Annotated in this window: 13 protein-coding genes and 1 pseudogene; 13 read left to right on the top strand and 1 reads right to left on the bottom strand. The window is 40.5% G+C overall.

What is annotated here, in order from left to right; translation table 11 throughout:
* Positions 1 to 7: 7 nt before the first annotated feature.
* The 11 genes and pseudogenes from BLS24_RS13255 (at position 8) to BLS24_RS13205 (ending at position 10777) form a co-directional block, all read left to right on the top strand.
* The gene (locus BLS24_RS13255) at positions 8 to 808 is read left to right on the top strand and encodes an ABC transporter permease (protein WP_330388273.1); all 801 of its coding nucleotides are present in this window, start codon (positions 8 to 10) and stop codon (positions 806 to 808) included.
* A complete protein-coding gene (locus tag BLS24_RS13250; protein ID WP_091760098.1) occupies positions 799 to 1599 on the top strand; it encodes an ABC transporter ATP-binding protein in 801 nt (266 codons plus the stop codon). The genes BLS24_RS13255 and BLS24_RS13250 overlap by 10 nt, the downstream gene beginning before the upstream one ends.
* Positions 1600 to 1609: 10 nt before the next feature.
* Complete coding sequence (locus BLS24_RS13245; RefSeq protein WP_091760095.1) at positions 1610 to 2365, top strand: ABC transporter ATP-binding protein; 756 nt, start codon at positions 1610 to 1612, stop codon at positions 2363 to 2365.
* A gap of 144 nt (positions 2366 to 2509) precedes the next feature.
* Positions 2510 to 2923, top strand: coding sequence for a hypothetical protein (locus BLS24_RS13240; protein ID WP_091760092.1), 414 nt, complete (start codon positions 2510 to 2512; stop codon positions 2921 to 2923).
* A 254-nt stretch (positions 2924 to 3177) separates the two neighbouring features.
* Positions 3178 to 4578, top strand: a complete 1401-nt coding sequence (gene aroE / locus BLS24_RS13235; protein WP_091760089.1) for a shikimate dehydrogenase — start codon at positions 3178 to 3180, stop codon at positions 4576 to 4578.
* Complete coding sequence (locus BLS24_RS13230) at positions 4575 to 5291, top strand: epoxyqueuosine reductase QueH (RefSeq protein WP_091760086.1); 717 nt, start codon at positions 4575 to 4577, stop codon at positions 5289 to 5291. The genes aroE and BLS24_RS13230 overlap by 4 nt, the downstream gene beginning before the upstream one ends.
* On the top strand, positions 5284 to 5868 hold the full coding sequence (locus BLS24_RS13225; RefSeq protein ID WP_091760083.1) for a hypothetical protein: 585 nt from the start codon (positions 5284 to 5286) through the stop codon (positions 5866 to 5868). Before BLS24_RS13230 ends, BLS24_RS13225 begins: the two co-directional genes overlap by 8 nt.
* Before the next feature lie 5 nt (positions 5869 to 5873).
* Entirely contained in the window at positions 5874 to 6485 is a 612-nt protein-coding gene (locus BLS24_RS13220; protein ID WP_091760080.1) for a prolipoprotein diacylglyceryl transferase family protein, read from the top strand.
* Between the two features lie 55 nt (positions 6486 to 6540).
* On the top strand, positions 6541 to 8310 hold the full coding sequence (argS, locus tag BLS24_RS13215) for an arginine--tRNA ligase (RefSeq protein ID WP_091760077.1): 1770 nt from the start codon (positions 6541 to 6543) through the stop codon (positions 8308 to 8310).
* Between the two features lie 11 nt (positions 8311 to 8321).
* A pseudogene (locus BLS24_RS13210) lies at positions 8322 to 9696 on the top strand (MATE family efflux transporter).
* A 25-nt stretch (positions 9697 to 9721) separates the two neighbouring features.
* Positions 9722 to 10777, top strand: coding sequence for a CPBP family intramembrane glutamic endopeptidase (locus BLS24_RS13205; protein WP_091760074.1), 1056 nt, complete (start codon positions 9722 to 9724; stop codon positions 10775 to 10777).
* A gap of 65 nt (positions 10778 to 10842) precedes the next feature.
* Here the strand turns inward: BLS24_RS13205 and BLS24_RS13200 are convergent, their stop codons facing one another.
* Entirely contained in the window at positions 10843 to 12888 is a 2046-nt protein-coding gene (locus BLS24_RS13200) for a HelD family protein (protein ID WP_091760071.1), read from the bottom strand.
* Between the two features lie 197 nt (positions 12889 to 13085).
* Here BLS24_RS13200 and BLS24_RS13195 point away from each other — a divergent pair, with 197 nt between their 5' ends.
* Entirely contained in the window at positions 13086 to 14660 is a 1575-nt protein-coding gene (locus BLS24_RS13195; RefSeq protein ID WP_176764440.1) for a cellulase family glycosylhydrolase, read from the top strand.
* A 132-nt stretch (positions 14661 to 14792) separates the two neighbouring features.
* A partial coding sequence (locus BLS24_RS13190) for a transposase (protein ID WP_143015186.1) occupies positions 14793 to 15076 on the top strand: 284 nt, incomplete at its 3' end.

Here is a 15076-nt window from a genome sequence, read left to right as displayed (position 1 = left end):
GGCTTTTTTGAAAAAACTTAAGAAAAATCCATATATGATAGCGGGACTTATTATAACAGGACTTATAGTTCTTATGGTTATAGTAGGCCTCTTTTGGATGCCCTATGAACCTACCAAGATGAGCGCCGGTGAGAAGCTTCAGGGTATATCTTTGAAGCACATCATGGGTACGGACAATATGGGAAGAGATGTGTTTAGCAGAGTTATGTACGGAAGCAGGATCACGCTTTTGATAGCTCTTGGAACAGTTACTATTGGTGTTGTACTTGGCACTATCATAGGTGCTCTTACAGGCTATTTTGGCGGAATACTTGATGAAGTAGTCATGAGGATCATTGATGCTATGTTTGCTTTCCCAAGTATCTTGCTTGCACTTGTTATTGTCAGTGTATTTGGAACAGGGTGGGCTCAGCTTCTGATGTCTCTTGGAATAGCGTTTATTCCTAGTTATGCCAGAATTGTAAGAGGTGAAGTCCTTAGATGCAAAGGAATGGACTATGTTGAGAGCGCAAGACTCCAGGGAGTATCACAGTTTAGGATGATCTTTGTTCATATCCTTCCTAATATCAAGGGAGTTCTTGCTTCATCAATACTTATTGGCTTTAATAACGCGGTTCTAGCTGAGGCAGGTCTTAGCTACCTGGGAGTTGGTTCACAGCCTCCATATGCCAGCCTTGGTAAGATGCTTTCTGATGCTCAGCAGTACATGTTTACAGTACCAAGCTATTGTCTGTGTCCTGGTATTGTGATCGTTTTTATCGTTTTAGGTTTTTCATTTTTGGGTGAAGGAATTAGAAGATGGAAATAATACTTGATGTAACTGATCTTCATATAGAATTTCACGATGGCGATACCCCTACTATAGCTGTAGATGACTTTGATCTAATGCTTGGGAAGGGTGAGATAGTCGGTATCGTAGGAGAATCTGGCTCTGGTAAGAGTATGAGCGCCCTTGCTATTGCTGGTCTTCTTAACAGAGGATCTATGAAAAAGACAGGAAGGATCATGTTTAATGGTGATGACCTTCTGACAATCGATAGAAGTAAGCTTCGTACCTATCAGGGAGATGAGATATCGATCATTTTCCAGGAGCCTATGACAAGTCTTAATCCGGTTAAAAAGATTGGCTGGCAGGTTGAGGAATCTCTTTATATCCATCAACCTGAGATAGATAAAAAGACAAGAAAACAGAAAGCTATCAACATGCTAAAGGACGTGGGCCTTACAAATGCTGAGGAAGTATATTATATGTATCCTCATGAGCTTTCTGGTGGTATGAGGCAGAGAGTTATGATCGCAGCTGCTATGATCGGAGGTCCACAGATACTTATTGCGGATGAGCCTACAACAGCTCTTGATGTAACAGTTCAGGCTCAGATCGTTGAACTACTCAAAAAGCTTAATAGGGAAATGGGAACATCAATAATATTCATTTCTCATGACCTTAGCCTTGTAAATCAGCTCTGCGAGAGGGTAATCGTTATGCAGAAGGGCAGTATTGTAGAGTCTGGTAAGACTGCAGATATATTCAAGGCTCCAAAGCATCCATATACTCAGAGACTGATTGCAGCTATACCCAAGATCGATATTGGTGAGTGAGGCATTTTAGATGGAAGAAACAAAGGTACTTAAGGTATCACATTTAGATGTTTTTTATAAGAATAGAAAAAGAAAGCTCTTTTCCGGAAAAAAGAAGGTTCAGGCTTTATTTGATGTGTCTTTTGACATGGATGAGGGTGAAGTGCTGGCAATAGCAGGTGAATCAGGATGCGGTAAATCTACTCTTGCAAGGGCAATCGTAGGCATCAACAAGGACTATGAGGGCGCAATGTGGCAAAAGTACGAAGGTCCACAGATGGTATTCCAGGATCCTTACAATTCACTTAATCCTTCCAAGAAGATTGGCTGGCTATTAGAGGAGCCTCTTAGGGTTGATAAAAAGAAAAAATGGACTCCTGAGGAACGTAAGAAGAGAGTTGAGGAGATCATGACTCAGATTGAGCTTCCTATGGAGATGCTAGACAGGTATCCATCACAGCTTTCAGGTGGACAGAGGCAGAGAGTGTGCATAGGTATTGCTCTTATGAGAAATCCTAAGCTCTTGATAGCGGATGAGCCGGTTTCAGCCCTGGATGTTACGATTGCTTCCCAGATAATGGAGCTATTATCAAGGATTCACAAGAATCTTGGAATCTCTATCATTTTCATCTCTCATGATCTTAGAGTTGTTTATCAGATAAGCGACCATGTTATGATCATGAAAAATGGCAGAGTTGTGGAGTATGGAGATACCAAAGAGGTATATAAAAATCCTAAGGAAGAGTACACAAAGCAGCTCTTAAAGGCTGCAGGAATCAAAGAATAAAAAAAGTCTAAAAAGTCTTAAAATTCTCAGAAATACTGAGGTTTTGGGACTTTTTTTAATATAATGGTATTAAGTTATTCGGTAAAAATCCGATATTTTAATTATCAAGTGGAAATATAATTATTTAGAAAGGGGGCGGATATTATGGCACTAAATAGAATTGGTTTCATGCAAGGCTATGATGCATATAATATACCTGCCGCCGGCGATAAAGTACTTTCTGATCCCAAGAATCTTCAGGGGCAGATAAGTAGCGACCTTAAAGATGATCAACCTAAACAAGATAATAAGTTAGACTTAACTGTGGAAGTTCCCAAAAGAGAGAGCAACGCTTCCATCGAGAATGTTGCCATATCTCTTGGAACTTATGATAATACTTCGATAGATCTTTTTAGTGGAAATGGCCTTGCTTCTGACAATATGAAGAGTGCGATATCAGGAATGCAGAAGGATCAGATCCTTCATGAGTATCAGTACTTTGTAGGAAGCAAAGACCTTACAGGTAAGGAGAGCAATGTGATTGCCGGAACAGAGGACGGAGTTGTTATAAAACTTTAAGATTCAAGTGAAAAAAAGTATTAAGAAACCTTGACCAAAGCGGATACTGGTCGAGGTTTTTTTATGCAATAGATAATTGCTCTGCAATTCCTATTGCATAAAGCACTCCGTTATGGATGCGCACTCGCGCGAAAGGTATTTGTTGCATAAATGCAACCGCGCTCGGCGCGAGAATGTCGCAAGCGACATTCTTTATTGATTTAAAAGGTTTTTCCTTGTAAAATTTACACTAAAGAGCCTTAAAGGGGGAAACTATGAACTATACTGATGGACATACTAGGATCTGCGGACTTATAGGTAATCCGGTTAAACATACATTATCTCCACTTATTCATAATTCATTGTCTGATATGTTTGGCATCAATATGGTATATGTGCCATTTGAAGTTAAGGAAAGTGATGTTAAGGCGGCAATTAAGGGTGCGCTTGCCCTTGATATAAAGGGACTTAACGTGACAGTTCCTTACAAGAGTGAGGTAATTCCTTATCTTGACGATATAGATCCTTTGGCTAAGAGTATTGGTGCTGTTAATACCCTTGTAAGGACTGCAAATGGCGGATTTAAAGGGTACAACACTGACGTTACAGGCCTTTATCACGCTATGCAGGATGAAGGAATTGACCTGTCTGGTGAAGTGGTAGTTATCCTTGGAGCTGGCGGAGTTGCCAGACCAACAGCTTTTTTGTGCGCAGATAAGGGGGCTAAAAAGGTCTATATACTTAATAGAACCTTTGAAAAGGCTGAAGCTGTAGCAGAAGAAGTAAATACTGCTCTTAATACAGATGTTGTTACACCAATGAAGCTTGAAGACTACAAGAGAGTACTTATGGCTCATGATAAGTTCATTGCTCTTCAGTGCACATCAGTAGGTCTTTTCCCAGATGTGAACAGCGCAGTTATTGAGGATAAAGAGTTCTACAAGCATGTAAGCTGTGCTCTTGATGAGGTGTATAGACCTCTTGAGACCAAGTTCATGAAGCTTGCTAAGGAAGCTGGAGCAAGGAACTTTTCAGGGCTTAAGATGCTTCTTTATCAGGGAATTGATGCCTATGAGCTATGGCATGCTGATGACAAGATCAAGGTTACCAAAGAGCAGGCCGACGTTATCTATAGATCACTTATGCTGGACGTAGTAGGAGCTAGCAATATTATACTTGAAGGCTTTATGGGAAGCGGCAAGAGCGCTGTTTCAGCTCTTTTGGCAGATGAGCTTAGCATGGAACTGGTTGATACAGATGAGATCATTGAGGAGACAGAAGGCTGCACTATAAATGAGATCTTTGAAAAAGAGGGCGAGAAGGCCTTTAGAGATATGGAGACAGACCTTCTTGAAGCTATAACAGGTGATCACTGGAGAGAATTTGTTATATCACTTGGCGGTGGAATGCCTGTTAGAGAGGAAAATAGAAGGCTCCTTAGAAAGGCTGGCAAGATAGTGTTCTTAAAGGCTAGTCCTGAGACTATCTATGAGAGAGTTAAGGATGATGACAGTCGTCCCCTCCTTAGGTGCGAGGATCCTCTTTCCAAGATAAAAGAACTGATGGCCTCCCGAATGGAAGCCTATGAAGATGCCGCAGATATTGTGGTAGATACAGATAACAAGACTATTGAAGAGGTAGTAGGAGAGATAGTCGATAGATTAGGAATTAGATGAACAAAAGAAATTATGCAAAGGAATTAGAAAATCAAATATCAAAGTTTCAGGAAAAGAAGGAGTATCCAAAGCTTTTATTACATGCTTGCTGTGCTCCGTGCTCATCCTATTGCCTTGAGTATCTTAGAGAGTACTTTGATGTGACAGTCTTTTTCTATAATCCCAATATCACATCCGATGGGGAGTATAGCAAAAGAGTCGCAGAAGAAAAGAGACTTATCGAGGAATATAACAGGCAGATAGATGAAGGATGCTTTGATGGGATGAATTCTGATGAGAATGCCAGAAAGATCGGTATTATCGAGGGAGATTATGATCCTAAAGTGTTCTACGATGCAGTTAAGGGCTATGAAGACTGCAAAGAGGGCGGAGACAGATGCAGAAAGTGCTTTGAACTTAGACTTTTAGAGACTGCAAAGAGCGCAGCAGAAAACGGATTTGAGTTTTTTACAACTACGCTTACTATCAGCCCTTTAAAGAACGCTGACGTTCTAAATGAAGTTGGAGAAGAGGCTTCAAGGGTGATATCGCAGGAGACAGGCAAGACGATCACCTTTTTACCATCTGATTTTAAGAAAAAGAACGGCTATAAGCGATCTATAGAGCTTTCACAAAAGTTTGGGCTTTACAGACAGGATTTTTGTGGATGCAGTTTTTCTAAGGCCCAGAGAGAAAAGGAAAAGAAGGAAAGAGAAGGGGAATTAAATGGATAATCAGCCAAACAATGAAAACGGAGTATTTAGCGGAATTGGACATGATCCTCAGACAGGACAGCCTATTATGCCAGAACCAGTAGAGGTACCAGTGATCGAACCTCAGGTTCAGCCACAGCAGTATACTCCAGAGCAGATGGAATACATGAATCAGCAGCAACAGTATCAGCAACAGCAGCAATTTCAACAACAGCAGTACCAGCAGTATCCTCAGCAGGGTATGAATACTGCAGAGCATCCTGATAATTTAGATCCTACTGCCAAGAAGCTTTGCTGGTCATCTCTTATCTGTTGGATCATCAGCAGGATTGGTGGATGGAGCCTTGGCTATGTTTTTTCATCGCTTGATGGCGAAGATTATATCAGACTTGCTCCAGGGGCACTTATCGGACTTGCTGGACTTGCAAGCTACATACTTATGATCTATGTCAGGATCAAATATCCAAAGAACAGATTTGGTAAGGGACTTATGTGGGTATACATAATTGACCTTGTTTTGAGAGTTCTTTTGGTAGTGGTAGCTATTCTTGCTTTTGTATACCTTGTTGAGTCTGTGTGCTCAGGCATTCCTGGATAATAACTATGTATATTTTTCTGATACTTTTAGCAGGCTTTTCTGGAATAGGAGGAGCCTGCTTTGAACTTCATAAGGCCAAAGTTTCTGGGCAGGTCCTTGGTTTTTCTATAATGCTTAATTTCTGCATGGGAATTTATTTTGCAGTGATGTGCGGATATTTTTCATCGGGACTTAGGACCATTAAGTGCGACAGCACAGGCGGCGCCTTGGGCATGATCCTTGCCTGCTTTATCATGGACAGAATAGTTCCTGGGGCAAAAAAAGATATATACAGGGCGTATTTTTTATTCATGCCCCTAGTGTATGGAATAGGTAAGCTTGCTTGCGCTTACAAGGGATGCTGCGGCGGACTATCCATACATGGAGAGAGATTTCCTATTCAGATGGTAGAGGCTATAAGCTTTATCGTATTGTTTTTGATCTCTGTTTATCTGGTAAAAAAAGACTTTTTTAAGCCGGGAATAATAGTTATCATCTGCACTGTACTTAAGTTTTTACTGGATTTTTTGAGGGACACTCACGAGGAGAGATTCATTTCTTTTAACCAGTGGGCATGCCTTGTAACTCTTGCTATATTACTATGTATTTTTGCCATTGATAGAAAAGCTTTATTTTGATAAAATCTTTTACGTTAACGAAAAATAATCAAATTGATTGAAAGAAGGAAGAATTTTGGAAAAGGTACTTGAACTTATATCAAAAGAGGTTGGAGATGCGTTTGAAGCTGCCGGATATGACAGGGAGCTTGGAAAGGTAACTATCTCAAACAGGCCTGATCTTTGTGAATATCAGTGTAACGGTGCTATGGCTGGAGCCAAGAAGTATGGTAAGGCACCATTTATGATCGCTGATGAAGTGGCTGAGAAGCTTCAGAATAACGAGATGTTTGATAAGGTAGAGTCTGTTAAGCCAGGTTTTTTGAATATTATCGTAAGCGGAGACTTTGCTAGAAGCTACATCGTTAAGATGCTTCATGAGAAGCACATGGGAGTTACACTTCCAGGTCATGAGCCTACATTTATCCTTGATTACGGCGGACCAAACGTTGCTAAGCCTCTTCACGTAGGACATCTTCGCTCAGCTGTTATCGGTGAGAGTATCAAGAGAATTCTTAAATATACAGGACACAAGGTTATCGGTGATATCCATCTTGGTGACTGGGGACTTCAGATGGGACTTGTTATCACAGGGCTCAAGGAGAGAAAGCCAGATCTTTGCTATTTTGATCCTGATTATCAGGGAGCATATCCAAAAGAGGCTCCATTTACAGTGTCAGAGCTTGAAGAGATCTATCCTGCAGCCAGCAAGAAGTCAAAAGAAGATGAGCAGTTCAAGGCAGAAGCTATGGAAGCTACTAAGCTCTTACAGGATGGTTACAAGCCATATAGAGCTCTTTGGCACCATATCTTAAATGTTTCTGTTGCTGACCTTAAGCAGAACTACAAGAAGCTTTCTGTAGACTTTGACCTTTGGAGAGGTGAGTCTGATGTTCATGAGGTTATTCCTGGAATGGTAGACTACATGAAGCAGCACGAATATGCTCATGAGAGCCAGGGCGCCCTTGTTGTTGACGTAGCAGAAGAGACAGATACCAAAGAGATTCCACCATGCATGATCCTTAAGTCAGATGGAGCATCTCTTTACAATACAACAGACCTTGCAACTATCAAGCAGCGTATGGAAGAATTCCATCCAGAAGGACTTATCTACGTTGTAGACAAGAGACAGGAACTTTACTTTACACAGGTATTTAGATGTGCACGCAAGACTAAGCTCGTTCTTCCTGAGACAGAGCTTCATTTCGTTGGCTTTGGTACTATGAACGGCAGCGATGGCAAGCCATTCAAGACCAGACAGGGCGGCGTAATGCGTCTTGAGAACCTTATTGCTGAGATCGATGAAAAGATGTATGCAAGGATCAAGGAAGGTAACCTTGATATCAGCGACGAAGAGGCAAAGGATACAGCTCACAAGGTAGCTCTTTCAGCTATCAAGTATGGCGATCTTTCTAACCAGCCTTCTAAGGATTACATCTTTGATGTTGATAAGTTCACATCATTTGAAGGAGATACAGGCCCATACATCCTTTACACAATGGTTCGTATCAAGTCTATCCTCAAGAAATATGAGGCTGAAGGCGGAGTAGTTAAGGATGCTAAGCTTGATAACCCAGATAGCGACGCTATGAAGGCACTTATGCTCCTTCTTACAAGATTTGCAGATTCAGTAGAGAGCGCAGCTGCAGACCTTGCGCCAAACAGAATCTGTGCATATATCTATGACCTTAGTAATGCATTTAACAGTTTCTATCATGGAACCAAGATCCTTGCAGAAGCTGATGAAAATAAGAAGAGCAGCTACATCGCACTTCTTGCTACAACACTCAAGATCCTCGAAACAGGTATTGATCTGTTAGGATTCAGTGCTCCTGAACGTATGTAATCGGAGAATACATGGAAGACAAACACATTTTCAGCAACAGGAAGCTTTTTCTGTTGCTGATTCCTATTATAGCTGAACAGTTTTTAAACTCCCTTATGGGTATGGCTGACTCTATGATGGTTAGTAACGTCGGAGCTGCGGCCCTTTCAGGAGTATCTCTTGTTGATTCCATCAACAACCTGGTGGTACAGGCATTTAACGCCATGGCTACAGGTGGAGTCATTATCTGTTCTACCTATATAGGCCAAAAAGACAAAAATAGAGCAAGAGAATCAGCAAGGCAGGTACTGTTAGTATCTACCTTGATTTCAGTTACCATGATGATATTAGGGCTGCTTTTTAGGATGCAGCTTTTAAGACTTATCTTTGGTACAGTTGATGCTGATGTTATGGAAGCTGCTGGAATATATTTTCTTTTGACAATTCTTTCTTATCCAGGCGTGGCCCTTGCTGCAGCTGGAAGTGCTATTTTCAGAGCTCAGTCTAACACAAGGCTTCCAATGAATATCGCTATTGTTTCAAATATCTTAAATGTGGCGGGCAACGCACTCCTAATCTGGGGCTTTGGACTTGGTGTTTATGGAGCAGCCCTTGCTACACTTATTTCACGTATATTTTCAGCAGTAGTTCTTTTGGCATTTCTAAGAAATGATAAGCTTGAGATATTTGTAAAGGATTATCACAAGATCAGACCAGATGCAGGCAAGATAAAGAGAATCCTTGCGATGGGTATACCAAATGGCATAGAGAATTCAATGTTCCAGTTCGGTAAGCTTGCTATCCAGTCATCTGTTTCACTTCTTGGAACAGCGGCTATTGCAGCTCAGTCTATGACTAACATATTTGAAAATGTAAATGGCGTTGCAGGAATTGGCGTAGGAATCGGCCTTATGACTATTGTGGGACAGTGCCTTGGTGCTGGCCGCAAGGATGAGGCTATATATTATACCAAGAAGATGATAGGATGAGGCTATATATTATACCAAGAAGATGATAGGATGGGGATATATAGCAATACTCGTTAGCTGTCTCTTTACCTATGCAATTGCTGGACCTGTGACGATACTTGCAGGTATGGCACCAGAAAGTAGAAAGCTCTGCCTTTATATGCTGGGCTGGATCACTATCGTTAAGCCACTTTTATGGTCACCATCATTTATAACTCCTTATGCCATGAGGGCTGCAGGAGATGTTAAGTTCTCAATGATAATTGCAACGCTTACAATGTGGTTTTTGAGAGTTACTCTTGCTACCTTCCTTATCAGGGTGGTAGGACTTGGTGCAATGGGCGTTTGGATCGGTATGTTCGCTGATTGGGGCGTTAGAGGTATCATCTTTACCATTAGATTTAGAAGCAACAAATGGATCCACAAGGTGGTTTCCTGAACACAATTATAAAAGGAGAAAAGGTATGAAAAGTATTGAAAAAAAGAGGCTTTGGATGTTTATTGCCATTGCCTACGGTGTGACAGTGTTAATGAGTTTACTTATGATCGTTGGCAAGAACAACGGCAAGGATCTCACAGCCTTTGTCAATGTTCAGATGGCTTACCCTATGTGCGGCGTCATCTTAGGTAAGCTTTTCTTTAGGGAAGAAGACAAAAAGCTCCCTATGGCTGGATATATCACAGTTCTTGTGACAGCAGCCATTATGATGGTACTTGCTATTCTCTCAGTTTTCCTTCCAGAAGTTATGATCGATAATGGAATTACAGAGTATTCTAACTGGAATATCTATTCACAGTATGTGCTCATAGCAGGAAGCTTTGTGGCATATATCCTTTTCTGGGTATGTGGCAAAGAAAAGAGAGCAAACGCAGGACTTAGCAGAAATAAAGTTAAGCTCAGTATCCTGCTTGTAATCTTATTTATCGTTTTATATTTACTTAGAAGTCTTATTTCAAGTTTTATGTTTGATGCCCTTACAGGCGGATCAAATATTGATACATTAAGTGGTTCCTTGTTGAATCCTACTATTGTAACAGTGATTATAAGTCTTGCTATCAACTTCCCGCTTACATTTATCGCATTTATGGGTGAAGAGTATGGATGGAGATATTATCTTCAGCCTATTATGCAAAAGAAATTTGGCTTAAGACTTGGTGTTTTACTCCTTGGTCTTGTATGGGCAGTTTGGCACATCTTTGTTGATTATCTTTTCTATGCAAAAGAGACAGGTCTTCAGATGTTTGTAAGCCAGATCATTACATGCGTTGCTATGGCTATTTTCTTTGGCTATGCATTTATGAAGACAGAGAATATATGGGCAATTTCAATCATGCACTATATCAACAATAACATGATCGCTGTATTTGCTGGCGGTGATGCTAACGTTCTTCAGAACCAGACAGTTACATGGGGGATGCTCCCTATCATGCTAGTTCAGAATATATTGTTCTTCTTATTTATCCTTGCACCTGTTTATGGCAAGCTAAGAAAAGACAAAGAAGAGCAAAAGACAGCGTAATAATTTGAGAAGATAATAAGAAAGCCCTTGCTTACGTAGAGTGAGCAAGGGCTTTTTGAACTTATTTAGTTAATATTTGGTGATAGCTTATCATTTGATAAGATGGCGAGGTTCTGAGTTGCTCTGGACATTGCAGTATACAGGCAGTGTTTTCCAAGCTCATCATCAGGGTACCCTTCTGAATCAGCATCTGCCAGGATAACATGGTCAAATTCAAGACCCTTAGCAAGAGGAAGCTCTATGATAAACGCGCCTTCCTTTGGAAGAGAGTCGTGACCAGATACAATGACAGGTGCCTTTTCTCCAAGATTAACGATAATGTTCTCGATAGTAGACTGCTTTTTGCAGATAATAGCAGTAAGGCCATCATTTTTCTCAAACTCTTTTATTTTATCATTTAACTCTTTATAATATTCAGCATCATTCTTGCAGGCTTTGATTGTGACTGCTTCGCCAGGACGCTGCACAGAGGATACCATTAGCTTTTTATTTTCTGGTAAAAGAGCTGCGAACTTATCTGTGATCTCTGGTGAGCTTCTATAGCTTGTCATAAGTGGAAGTTCTACGAAACTCTTATTTTCTTCCTTTGCCATTTCTTTTATCTCGTCAAAGGAGATGGTGCCTTCCCTTATAGCCTGGAACTCATCTCCAAGGAGCATGAATCTTGCATTAGGGAAGTATTTCTTAAATACAAGGAGCTGAGCTTTGGTGTAGTCCTGAACTTCGTCTATCATGACGTAGCGCATGTTTTTATCGCACATACCTGTAAGCTCCATCTTGGTAAAGAGCCACTCGCAGGCGGTGATGCGCTTAGTTCCAAGAATCCTTTGAGCAACGTGAGTGACATTTACAAAGCTGCAGTGCTTGATGTCTCTAAGAGCTCCGCCAAAGTCATTTTCAATCCTGTTGTTTTCAGCTGAATCTGACTTGGATACAGAAGTTGTCTCGTCGTCAGTATCTCTATCCATATTTCTTAATGAGTTTTTGGCTCTAAGCTCTAACTCATCTGATGCTGTCTGGATAAGTCTCATTCCCATAGGGAACTGCTTGAACATCTTTATTACTGATAGAACCTCGTTTTTATTCATGACAAGGGTTTCTTTTTGCTTGATATCATAGAAGTCTTCAGCTTCTGGAATCAAGGTTGGGAGCATGTCATGGATCTTTTTAAGATTCTCAGCTTCTGTAGAATCAATCTCTTTTGTCTCAAATGGAATATGGACCATTTCAAGGAATTCCTGCCAGGTGATGGTGAGAGGATTGGACTCCCCAAGATCTGGAAGTACGTTGTCTATATAGTCTCTAAATACCGGATTAAGTGTCATGAGGCACACCTGATCAGGCCTTAAGGTATTTCTTTTCTGGAAAAAGAGATATGCTATACGCTGAAGGAGGACAGAAGTCTTGCCACTTCCGGCGATGCCGTTTACTAAAAGAACTGGGACATCAGGATATCTGATGACAGTGTTCTGCTCCTTCTGGATAGTAGCGGTGATGGCCTGCATCTTGTCAGTGTGAGTCTGTGACAAAGACTTAAGAAGCATTGGGTCTTCGATAGCAATCTGAGTATCAAAGAAGGAGATGAGCTTATCTTTATTAAGACTAAACTGTCTCCTGAGCTTTAAGTCTACAGGAATCTCTCTGTCTTCAACCTTATAGCTTGTATGACCGCTTTCCTGGTTGTAATAAACTTCTGCAATAGGAGATCTCCAGTCGATGACCATCTGGTCGTAGCCATTTTCTGAGATGGCAGCGCGGCCGATGTAATAATCCTCAACAGGCTCTGAAGGATCAAACTGAACCTGTATCTTGGCAAAATATGGTGATTCCAAGAGCTTTTTTACTATGCCAAGGCGCTTACCAAGGGAACTGCTCTCGATATTGTAGGTGTCGATATATCTGTTCCAAACTTCAATCTCACCAAGAGTTTCCATGGTGGTCTCTGCATCAGCATAGTCGAAGCGGATATTGTCACGAATATCATTCTTTTCGTCAGTTGCCTTAGCATCAAGGTCCATGATCTGGGATTCTAAGTCCTTTTTCATATCAAGGAGCTTGTTGTAGGTCTTGGTCAGGTGCTTTTGTTCACTATCAAATATTTCTTTTTCCATAAAAAAATCCTCATAAAAGATAAAAATAATCGTAAGTTACTACCGTGGTTATCTTTTAAGTATAACATATAAAGGCAAGAAAATTATTGTTACAAGAAATTACAAATATTTACAAAAATTGTTAAAAATCTATTGACGTAAGAGCCAGCCTCACATATTATATTGTTGTCGCGACAGAATATATGGAGGGTTTAATAATGCGAAATATAAAACGCATAACACGAAGACTTACACTATTATTAGCATTATTTCTAGTTTTTACAGCTATTCCTGTACAGACAGTTCACGCAGCTGGTGGAACAAATAAAACTGCTACAGAAGTTGTAAAAGATATGACAGTAGGATGGAACCTTGGAAACACTCTGGACTCAGTTGGACAGAAATCAAGCTTTCCATACACTATGTCACTTGAAATATTTTGGGGAAATCCAAAGACAACCAAAGAGATGATCGATGAAGTAGCTAAGGCTGGCTTTAATACAGTGCGTATCCCTGTTTCATGGGGCCAGTACACTACAGGCGATAACTACGAGATCCCTGATTTCTTCATGGAAAGAGTAAAAGAAGTAGTAGATTACTGTATCGCAAATGATATGTATGTAATCCTTAATACACATCATGATATTACTTCTGAGTATTGCTTCTATGTACCAAACAACGCAAATAAGAGCCGCTCTGAGGCGTATTTCAAGTCTGTTTGGACACAGATTGCTAATGAGTTCAAGGATTATGATTATCACCTTATTTTCGAGACAATGAACGAGCCTAGACTTGTAGGACATGGTCAGGAATGGTGGTTCCCAAGAAACAATCCTAGCAGCGATATTCAGGAAGCTATTGAGTGTATCAATGATTACAACCAGGTTTCACTTGATGCTATCAGAGCTACAGGTGGTAACAACGCTGACAGATGCGTAATGGTTCCTGGTTATGATGCTTCAATCGAAGGTTGCATGACAGATGGATTCAAGATGCCTAAGGATTCAGCATCTAACAGACTTATCCTTTCAGTGCATGCTTATATTCCATATAACTTTGCTCTTGCTAGTGATTCTTTCATCACAAACTTTGATCAGAGCAACAAGACAGATATTGACGTATTCTTTAATGATCTTAATTCTAAGTTCATGTCAAATGGTATTCCTGTAGTTGTTGGAGAGACAAGTGCTTCTAACAGAAATAACACAGCAGACAGAGTAAAGTGGGCTGATTATTACTGGTCAGCAGCTTCTAAGTACAGCAATCTTGCTATGTGCCTCTGGGATAATAACTTCTATGACAATGATGCATCTGGTTCAAACGGAGAGTGCCATAGATATCTTGATAGAAAATCACTTACATGGGCTGATCCTGAGATCATCACAGCTATCATGAAGCATGTTGATGGAACACCTGCTACTATCGATGGTAACAAAGTTCCAACACCACAGCCAGATCCTGAAAATCCAGATCCAGAGCCCTCACCAGCTCCAACACCTGGAAAAGACGGACTTAAGGCTGATTATGTGATCCATAATTGGGGTTCAGGATATCAGGTAGTCATTAAAGTAAAGAATGAATCTGATAGCAAGACAGAAGGCTGGACAGTCAAAGTCAGCAAAAAAGACGTAAAGATCGATACAAGCTGGTGTGTAAACATCGAAGAGACTGATGATTACTATGTGATCACACCACTTTTCTGGAATTCAAATCTTGAGCCAGGTGCTTGTGCAGAATTTGGAATCCAGGGAACAGGTTCAATCGGAGATACTGTAGACGTTACAGTAGAATAAATCTAATTAACTATACTTATACTAATCTAATGAAAGTTGTGAACTGAAAAGAGAAGCGGTGTGCATATTGTGATATGATTCCCCTAAAGTAGACAATGGAAATAACCAAAGTCTCCTTTAGGGGGATTTTTTATGGCTAAAAGGAAACATTCCGTAGAATGGATGATTGATAGAGTAAATGAATACCTTAGCGGAATGGGCTCATATGATTCAATTGCCCATGCTAACGATATAGCTCAAGCCACACTTATAAGATGGGTGGCTGCTTACCGTAATTATGGAGCAGACGCATTTACTAAAGGGGCTGGAAACAAGCGGTATAGCAAAGATTTTAAAACATCTTGTGTAGATACAGTTATAAAAGGTGAGTTAAGTGTAAATGGATGTGTTGCAAAGTTTGGGATATCTAGTGATAG

Source organism: Butyrivibrio sp. INlla18 (genome assembly GCF_900103635.1).
Classification (GTDB): Bacteria; Bacillota; Clostridia; order Lachnospirales; family Lachnospiraceae; genus Butyrivibrio.
This window is presented reverse-complemented; position numbering and strand designations above follow the sequence as displayed.

Coding starts and splice junctions, on each gene's coding strand:
- BLS24_RS13250 (WP_091760098.1), top strand. CDS start 799: ATGGAAATAATACTTGATGTAACTGATCTTCATATAGAATTTCACGAT.
- BLS24_RS13245 (WP_091760095.1), top strand. CDS start 1,610: ATGGAAGAAACAAAGGTACTTAAGGTATCACATTTAGATGTTTTTTAT.
- BLS24_RS13240 (WP_091760092.1), top strand. CDS start 2,510: ATGGCACTAAATAGAATTGGTTTCATGCAAGGCTATGATGCATATAAT.
- aroE (WP_091760089.1), top strand. CDS start 3,178: ATGAACTATACTGATGGACATACTAGGATCTGCGGACTTATAGGTAAT.
- BLS24_RS13230 (WP_091760086.1), top strand. CDS start 4,575: ATGAACAAAAGAAATTATGCAAAGGAATTAGAAAATCAAATATCAAAG.
- BLS24_RS13225 (WP_091760083.1), top strand. CDS start 5,284: ATGGATAATCAGCCAAACAATGAAAACGGAGTATTTAGCGGAATTGGA.
- BLS24_RS13220 (WP_091760080.1), top strand. CDS start 5,874: ATGTATATTTTTCTGATACTTTTAGCAGGCTTTTCTGGAATAGGAGGA.
- BLS24_RS13205 (WP_091760074.1), top strand. CDS start 9,722: ATGAAAAGTATTGAAAAAAAGAGGCTTTGGATGTTTATTGCCATTGCC.
- BLS24_RS13200 (WP_091760071.1), bottom strand. CDS start 12,888: ATGGAAAAAGAAATATTTGATAGTGAACAAAAGCACCTGACCAAGACC.
- BLS24_RS13195 (WP_176764440.1), top strand. CDS start 13,086: ATGCGAAATATAAAACGCATAACACGAAGACTTACACTATTATTAGCA.